6 protein-coding genes are annotated in these 8948 nt (G+C 33.7%); 5 read left to right on the top strand and 1 reads right to left on the bottom strand.

From position 1 onward, the window contains the following. The 5 genes from J7K39_06110 to J7K39_06130 all read left to right on the top strand — a co-directional run. Window positions 1-387 (top strand): outer membrane beta-barrel protein (locus tag J7K39_06110; GenBank protein ID MCD6179460.1); only part of this gene is annotated, 387 nt, incomplete at its 5' end. A 294-nt stretch (window positions 388-681) separates the two neighbouring features. Beyond that, complete coding sequence (locus tag J7K39_06115) at window positions 682-4182, top strand: PAS domain S-box protein (protein ID MCD6179461.1); 3501 nt, start codon at window positions 682-684, stop codon at window positions 4180-4182. Window positions 4183-4371: 189 nt separating this feature from the next. Next, window positions 4372-5709, top strand: coding sequence for a hypothetical protein (locus J7K39_06120; protein MCD6179462.1), 1338 nt, complete (start codon window positions 4372-4374; stop codon window positions 5707-5709). A gap of 74 nt (window positions 5710-5783) precedes the next feature. Then, window positions 5784-6692 carry an aspartate carbamoyltransferase gene (gene pyrB / locus J7K39_06125; protein MCD6179463.1) on the top strand — a complete coding sequence of 303 codons (909 nt, stop codon included), beginning with the start codon at window positions 5784-5786 and terminating at the stop codon, window positions 6690-6692. Between the two features lie 19 nt (window positions 6693-6711). Next, complete coding sequence (locus tag J7K39_06130; GenBank protein MCD6179464.1) at window positions 6712-7182, top strand: aspartate carbamoyltransferase regulatory subunit; 471 nt, start codon at window positions 6712-6714, stop codon at window positions 7180-7182. A gap of 55 nt (window positions 7183-7237) precedes the next feature. Here J7K39_06130 and J7K39_06135 read toward each other — a convergent pair whose 3' ends face one another. Continuing rightward, on the bottom strand, window positions 7238-8626 hold the full coding sequence (locus J7K39_06135) for an OmpA family protein (GenBank protein ID MCD6179465.1): 1389 nt from the start codon (window positions 8624-8626) through the stop codon (window positions 7238-7240). Window positions 8627-8948: the final 322 nt, after the last annotated feature.

An 8948-nucleotide genomic window follows, 5' to 3' on the forward strand; every position in this document is an offset into this window, starting at 1 on the left:
GAAGGTTTTACCTGGAATTTTAAAGCCAGTAATAACTTCCGTATCAACCCCAATTTATCGGCTCAACTGTCCGGAAGATACGATGCTGCACGTGTAATTCCGCAAGGAAGTATGGATGCTCGTTTTGCTATTGATGCAGGAATAAAGCAAGATTTATTTAACAAAAAAGCGAGTATCAACTTACGCATACGCGATATTTTTAATACTCGTCAATTTGCTTATGAAGCTTATGGAAGTAATTATACAATAACAACTGAACGTCATCCGACAACACGAATGGTGCAGTTAAGTTTGAGTTATAAGTTTGGGAAATTGAGTATGGATAAAAAGCGAGGCAAAAGACCCGGAGAAAGCAGTAGTGATGAAAATGGAGATTTTGAATTGTAGAACTTTTCAATACTAAAATGCAAGGGCTGATAAATTGAAATTTACCAACCCTTTTTTCACCTTCATTTTTTTACTATTTAGGCATCTGAAGTCCTGAATACCCATACGTTTACTTGCTTTATTACATAATTATTTTATCTTTGTCGGGTGATAATTTAATGAAAGAATAACCCACCCAAGCTCGTATCTGATCTTCAATTTGCGCCTTTAACTTATCACAAAACAGCGTTTTCAATTGAAATAATCAATAAAATTATATTCTAGTGCCGTTTTACTTTTATGACAGATAAAGCAATGAATAACCAAGACCCAATGAATTTATTTTATAATAGCAAAGCTATTATGCTCTTAATAAAACCAAATAAAGAAGGGAATCATTTAATAGTAGATGCCAATCAAGCCGCTTTAGATTTTTATGGATACCCGTACGAAACTTTGGTAAAAATGCATATTGGAGAAATTTATTTGTCAAGCAAGGAGCAAAGAAAACAGCAAATGGATAAGGCTCTGAAGAATGTTGGCAATAGCTTTCTAATGAAACATCAATTAGCAAATAAAGAATTGAAAGATGTTAAAGTTTCTGCTTCACCAATAATTTTAAATGGTAAAAAAAGAATGTTTGTTATTGTTCAAGATATAAGTGAACAAACAAAAGCCATTCAAGAAAGCAAAGACCAGCAAGAATACGCACAGACTTTATTCAATCTTTCTCCAGATGGTATGTTTTTACTCAGTTTAGAGGGTAAGATAACGGAAGGGAATAATGCCTCATTTAAATTATTAGGAACAACAAAAGAAAAAATTATTGGAAAAAACTTATTCAGAACCAATTATTTAAACGATAAAGACAAGGCACGATTTATAAATAGAATTAAACAAATAAAATCCGGCTCTCATACAGAGTCTTTGACTTATCAAATTCAACGTAGCGATGGTAGAAATATTTTTGTAGAAGGAAAAGCAGAGCTTATCAAATTTAAAGGTGACAAATACCTTTTAGGGACAATTCGTAATATTACCGAACGCAAACTACAAGAGCAAAAGCTTAAAGAGAGCGAAGCTAAATTTAAATATTTAGCCGACTATACTTTTGAGTGGGAATATTGGATGAATCCAGATGGTGAATATATTTATAGTTCTCCTTCTTGCGAAAAAACAACGGGTTATTCAACTTCAGCTTTTGAAGAAAATCCCAATCTATTAGTAGAAATAACGGTTCCGGAATATAGAGATGCTGTTCAAAAACATTTTTCAGAAGAAATTGAACTTGAGGAAATACATAAAATGGAATTTCAAATTGCTAAACAAAATGGTGAAAGAGTTTGGATTGAACATTCCTGTAAACCCATTTATGATAACCAAGGAAAATATTTAGGCAAAAGAGGAATTAACCGAAATATTACAAAAGAAAGAAAAGCAAAAGATGAACTGGAAGAAAGTCGTGACAGATATCAAAAGCTATCACAACTTACTTTTGAAGGTATTCTAATCCATAAAGATGGGATTATTCAAGATACAAATCTTGCTCTGGAAAAATTGCTTGGCTACTCACGCGATGAGCTCATTGGGAATAAAATAGTAGATATATTTACAATAGAGGGATCTCAAGAGAAGGTAGCTAAAAATATTGCATTAGCCTATTCAAAACCTTACGAAATACTCATTCAACATAAAAATGGTTCTTTTATCGATTTAGAAATTGAAGCTAAAGATATTACTTTTAATGGGGAATTGATGCGCGTTACTGCCTTACGCGATATAACCGAAAAGAAAAAGGCTCGAAAAAGACTAAGCTTTCTTAATACTGCTCTACATCATTCGCAAGAAGTTGTCTTTACTACAGATAAAGAGGGCGTTTTTAATTATATCAACCCGGAATTTACAAGACTTTATGGTTACTCAATTGAAGACGTAATTAGAAAAGAAACTCCAAGAATATTAAAAAGCGGAAATACTTCTGATAAAGAATACTCCGATTTTTGGAATAAACTACTTCTAAAAAAAAGCTTTACCTCAACCTATATAAACAAAAGCAAAAATGGAAGTCTTATTGATATTGAAGCAAGCTTCAACCCAATTCTCGATGAAAATGGATCCATTATAGGTTTTTTAGCCATACAACACGATATTACTACAAGAAAAAAACATGAACTACAACAAGCTGTTATCGCATCCATTTCGTCCGCAGTACTACAAGATTTTGAATATGAAAAATTATTACAATTTATCCAAGCAGAAATCAATAAATTGATTGATGCGCAGAATTTCTATTTTGCTATGTACGACAAATATTCTGAGACTATAAGCTCACACTATTTTTCTGATGAATATGACTATACTCCTTCTATTCCTTCTAAAGGAAGTCTTACAGGTTATCTTATCAAACAAAAGAAACCTATACTAGTCAATAAAAAGGAGATTAGGCAGCTGATTGAATCGAGGAAAATAACAAAAATAGGAGAGCTCGCAGCTCAATGGTTAGGCGTTCCTTTAATAAAAAACAAAGAGGTGATTGGGGCATTTGTGATCCAAAGCTATACGAACGAAAATGCTTATACTATAGAAGATCTAAAAGTTTTAGAAATTATTGCATCCCAAATTAGCCTAGCTCTAGAAAGAAAAAAGAATGAGGAAGAATTAAGAATTGCTTTGGTAAAAGCTCAAGAATCAGATCGACTAAAATCTACTTTCTTAGCCACTATGTCTCACGAATTAAGAACTCCTTTAAATGCTATTATTGGCTTTTCTGACCTTGCAGATGAAGAAAAAAGCAAAGAAGAAATTATTAGTTTTTGTAATATAATTAACCGTAGCGGTAATCACCTATTAGGAATTGTAAATGAGGTATTTGATTTCACTCTATTTGACACAGGAGATATAAAACTCTCCTATGGAGAATATCCTATTAAAGATATTCTCGAAGATCTTTTTAAAATCATTCAAAAAGAGCAAATTACTCAAAACAAAGAAAATATAAAGTTATCCTATTACATACCAAAGGAACATAAAAACCTCCTCATAAAAACAGATAACCAGAGAATAAATCAAGTCCTTTTAAATATTTTAAAAAATGCTGTAAAATTTACAGATTCAGGCTCTATAAAATATGGCTTTAATGTGCTAAAGGAAAACAAAGCTCCTATTCTTCAGTTTTTTATTGAAGATACAGGAATAGGTATTGAAAAAGGCAAGCAAGAAATTATATTTGATGTTTTCAGACAAGCAAACGATTCACACACACGTAAGCATGATGGTGTAGGCTTAGGACTAGCTATCTCCAAAAAAATAATTTCTCTAATGCAAGGAGAAATCTGGTTAGAATCTGAAACTGGCAAAGGCAGTAAATTCACCATTAATTTACCCTGTCATCTTTCCACAGCGAAGTCTGAGCCTGATAATAAACATCAACAGAAAGCTAAACCAAAAAAACACATCAAAAAAAACATTCTCATTGCTGAAGATGAAAGTTTAAACTATGAATTATTAGAATTTATACTTAAACCCCTTGAAGCCAACATAATTTGGGCTAAAAACGGAAAAGAAGCTCTTGATATTACTAAAAGCAATGCTAAAATTGATTTAATCTTAATGGATATTAGAATGCCTATTTTAAATGGTTTGGAAGCCACAAAACAAATAAAAACGCTCAGTCCAAATCTGCCAATTATTGCCCAAACAGCGTATGCAATTTCTGGAGATAAAGAACTTGCATTAAAAGCTGGATGTGACAATTACATATCAAAACCAATTAATAAAAAAGAACTTTTAGAATTAATTTCAAAATATCTAGATTAAAGCATACTTTAGTTAATAAAATTTTATAAGATAAATTTGTCTAACTCATTTAAACCAATAACTTTGTACAAACCAATAAACTGATTACAATACAATTGCTTATAAAAGAGGCGGAGGCCAGTAAATCAAGAAATTGAAGCTCTTTTGTAGGGAAACAACATCTGAAACTCATATTTAAATAATAAGCAGATGAAAAAAAACGTATTAATCATTGGAGCGGCAGGTCGAGATTTTCACAATTTCAATACCTATTACCGTGGCAATCAAAACTACAAAGTAGCGGCTTTTACAGCAGCTCAAATTCCCGATATCGACGGGAGGAAGTACCCAACAGAACTAGCAGGAGATCTCTATCCAAATGGAATTCCTATTTATGCCGAAGAAGAACTAGAAAAGCTTATTGTTGATCTAAAGATTGACGATTGTGTATTTTCCTATAGCGATGTTCCCTATCCTAGAGTAATGGCGATGAGTGCCAGAGTAAACGCTGCCGGAGCTAACTTTATTCTGCTCGGGCCAAGAGATACGATGGTAAAAAGTACCAAACCTGTTATTGCCGTTGGAGCAGTGCGTACGGGATGTGGTAAAAGTCAAACTTCGCGTCGTGTTATTGAATTGCTAATGGCTAAAGGTTTAAAAGTGGTGGCTATTCGTCATCCTATGCCATACGGCGATTTAGTTGCACAAAAAGTACAGCGTTTTGCTACTATAGACGATTTGCATAAACACAAGTGTACCATAGAAGAAATGGAAGAATACGAACCTCACGTGGTTAGAGGAAACGTTATTTATGCCGGAGTAGATTATGAAGCTATTGTTCGTGCAGCAGAAAACGATCCTGATGGTTGTGATGTTATTATATGGGATGGTGGAAATAATGATTTCCCTTTTTATGCTCCCGACCTTAATATGACAGTTGTCGACCCACATCGCCCTGGTCATGAACTAAAATATTATCCCGGTGAAGTTACTTTACGCTTAGCTGATGTTGTAATCATTAATAAAATAGATTCAGCTTCGCCGGAAAATATACAAACTGTTCGAGAAAATATTGAAAAAGTCGCTCCAAATGCAATTGTTGTAGATGCAGCATCGCCATTGGCTGTTGATAATCCTGAAATTATTAAAGGCAAAAGAGTATTGGTTATTGAAGATGGCCCTACCCTAACCCACGGCGAAATGAAAATTGGAGCCGGTACAGTTGCCGCCATGAAATATGGTGCAAAAGAGCTAATTGATCCACGTCCTTATGCTGTCGGGAAACTTGCCGAAACTTTTAAAATTTATCCTAATATCGGTATTCTATTACCAGCTATGGGATATAGCGAGCAACAGTTAAAAGATTTGGAAACTACGGTAAATAACACCGATTGTGATGCTGTAGTTATTGGTACTCCAATAGATTTGCAAAGAGAGATAAACATCAATAAACCAACTACCAGAGTTTATTACGATCTTCAAGAAATTGGGCAACCCGATTTGGTTGGAATAATTGATGATTTTATCAAAAAATATAAATTGAAATAATATATTGATGGCGGCTTCTTATAGTCGCCATTTTTTTTGAAATAGAAAACCATTAACAAGAAAAATTGAACTGCATGAAAAATCGAAGTCTAATCTCAATCAACGATTACAGCAAAGAGGAGTATTTAAAAGTACTTGATATTGCTGAAGATTTTGAAGAAAATCCCCGTCAAAAAATCTTAGAAAACCATGTAATTGCCACCTTATTTTTTGAGCCTTCAACACGTACACGTTTAAGTTTTGAAAGTGCCATTTCGCAGTTGGGAGGAAAGATTATTGGTTTTACCGATGCCTCAAGCTCTAGTGTTTCTAAGGGAGAAACGCTTATGGATACTGTTAAAACAGTAGCCAATTATTCCGACCTTATTGTAATGCGTCATCCACTTGATGGCAGTGCACGTTGGGCTAGCGAAGTTGCCGGTGTTCCAATTATCAATGCCGGAGATGGAGCCAATCAGCATCCTACACAATGCCTGCTCGATATGTACTCTATCAGAAAAACACAGGGAACCTTAGAAAATATTCATATTGCTTTTGTGGGCGATTTAAAATATGGACGTACAGTTCACTCTTTAGTTATAGCAATGTCGCAGTTTAACGCTACTTTCCATTTGGTTTCGCCAGAAGAGTTAAAACTCCCCAGTGTAATTAAAAAATATATTAAAGATGCCGGTCTAAATTATTATCAATATACTGATATTGAAAATGTTATGAATAAAGTAGATATTTTATATATGACACGTATCCAGCGTGAGCGTTTTGCCGATCCGATAGAATACGAAAGGGTTAAAAATTCCTATATTCTAAAAAATGATATGCTGGAAAATTCAAAATCAAATATGCGTATTTTACATCCGCTACCGCGAGTAAATGAAATTGAAGAGGCTGTTGACAAAAATCCAAAAGCATATTATTTTCAACAAGCAAGAAATGGAGTTTATGTTAGAGAAGCTCTTATAGCTTTAATTTTAGGATTAAAATAATTGATAGAAAGGAGAAAAAATGGAAAACAACGTACAAAAAGAATTAAAAGTCTCAGCACTGGAAAACGGGACTGTTATCGATCATATACCTTCTGACAGGCTGTTTACAGCTATCAGAATATTAAATCTAGACGGTAGTCCAAACCCTGTTTATTTTGGCACCAATATGAACAGTCAGAAATACGGAAGCAAGGGTATAATTAAAATCAGCGGACGTTATTTTGGCAGAGAGGAAATCAATAAAATTGCGTTGGTAGCCCCAACAGCAACACTTATAGAAATAAAAGATTATAAAGTAGTTAGTAAATATAACGTAGAAACGCCAAGTGAAGTACAATCGTTTGTTAAATGCTTCAATCCAAAGTGTATTACCAACCATCAGGCAGTTCCTACTAAATTTAAAGTTTTTACCGATGCTAATGGTGTACTAAAATTACGCTGTCATTATTGTGAAAAAACTACAACTCAAGAAAATATGGTATTCCAATAAACAAGAAAGGCGGTAAGAAACACTTCTTACCGCCCATTCTTTTCTTAAAAATTAATTACCATATTAATTGTAAATCTACTCTTCTGTTTATTTTATTTAAATTCTTTGCCAAAGGATCTGCTAATCCATTAGACTTTACCCGTAAACGATTTTCACTAATTCCAAATTCCTCAACCAATAATAGAGCAACTGATTCAGCACGTTTTTGACTTAGCATAAGATTATATTCAGGACTTCCAACATTACTGGCATTTCCTACTATTTCACATTTCAATCCTTTATTTTTCTTCATTATTTTTGCAATGGTTGCAATTTCTCTTTGCATATCAGATGTAATATACAATGAGTTAAAAGCAAAATAAACACTTGTTAAAGTTGGAATAGCTCCTGCCGACATTTGGCTAACCGGAGTTCTTTGTACAGTTCCATCAGGCATTTCGGTAGTTACCATACCCTCTTTTAATGATTCGTTAAGTGCATTAATACGAGATTCAACCTCTTCTTGTAATGCCAATACCGTTTCTTTATTATCAGATAAAGCCTTTGTTGTCTTAGCTAATTCTTCTTTCATTGGTGTAATTTCGCTATCAATTTTAGCATTCATCTTAGCAGTCATTTCAGCGCTTACTTCTTTGGCAACAGTCGATTTCACCCTCTTTTCAATCTCATCAGCAGTAATCTGTTGTGGTGTAAAAGTTGGTTTTCCAATATTATATACTATTCCTAAAGAAGTATAAGTATAATTAGTTGCTTTTGTTGTTAAACCGGCATCAAGTAAGTTATCTTGAGAATAACGATAACTAAACTCTGCTGTTAGAAAAATACGTCCTGATTTAAGAATATTAAAGGCTGCTCCCGCACCAATAGGGACAAAGGGTGTCATTTCCATAGTTGTCTTTGTTGTTCCAAGAGCATCCCAGCCAACAACATTAATATACGTTAAACTTCCTCTATCAAAAACTCTTGAATTAAACAAGGTAACACCACCCCCACCAAACATATAAAATTCACGTAAGAATTTTGGCGATTTAGTAAAAACAAAATCATTCAAGCTTAACTTAATAATAATAGAGGCATCCATAAAGTCAACATAATTGGCTAGTGTCAAACCATTATATAATCCTTCAGAATACATTTGTCCGTATAAATAATCGGCACGAATACCTACTTTACGATTAAACTGTTTTCCTAACACAGCCCCTACAGCCCAACTATATGGTTTGTCGTGCAAGCTTGAAAGCATAAAAGTTCCACCTCCATTTATTCCAAAGAACCAATTTTTAAGAATGCCATTCTTTGCTTCGACATTATTAGAATTACCATTCCCTGCAGAAGTATTAGATTGCGCTATAGCAAAAGTAGTCAGGAATAAAAAAGCTATTAAAGCAAACGCGCTACGCAAGCCGTACATCCCTCTGTTTTGTTTTTTTCTCACGGTATTCATACACTGTAATTTTTAGACACTATTCTATTTTGTGAATTTACAGCTAATAAAACCTTACAAACAAGCCCATACAGCAAAGAAACAAACAGTAAATTGTTAATAATAAGGATGTGTTTAAACAAGAAAATAACTCACAAATAATAATTCATCAAACCAAAAAGTCTCAACAAAAGGCTTCAGCTTTGTCAAAAAGGAAAAAGCAAATTGTATGCAAATAAAAAAAGAGCTACAATCTTTTAGATTATAACTCTTTGATTTTCAGGTGAACCTGAAGGGACTCGAACCCCCAACCTCCTGATCCGTAGTCAGGTGCACTATCCAA

This window comes from Bacteroidales bacterium (genome assembly GCA_021157585.1).
Lineage (GTDB): Bacteria > Bacteroidota > Bacteroidia > Bacteroidales > UBA12170 > UBA12170.

Bases quoted from the DNA above. Each gene is read 5' to 3' on its own strand.
- J7K39_06135 (MCD6179465.1), bottom strand. From the start codon at position 8,626: ATGAATACCGTGAGAAAAAAACAAAACAGAGGGATGTACGGCTTGCGT.
- J7K39_06115 (MCD6179461.1), top strand. From the start codon at position 682: ATGAATAACCAAGACCCAATGAATTTATTTTATAATAGCAAAGCTATT.
- pyrB (MCD6179463.1), top strand. From the start codon at position 5,784: ATGAAAAATCGAAGTCTAATCTCAATCAACGATTACAGCAAAGAGGAG.
- J7K39_06130 (MCD6179464.1), top strand. From the start codon at position 6,712: ATGGAAAACAACGTACAAAAAGAATTAAAAGTCTCAGCACTGGAAAAC.
- J7K39_06120 (MCD6179462.1), top strand. From the start codon at position 4,372: ATGAAAAAAAACGTATTAATCATTGGAGCGGCAGGTCGAGATTTTCAC.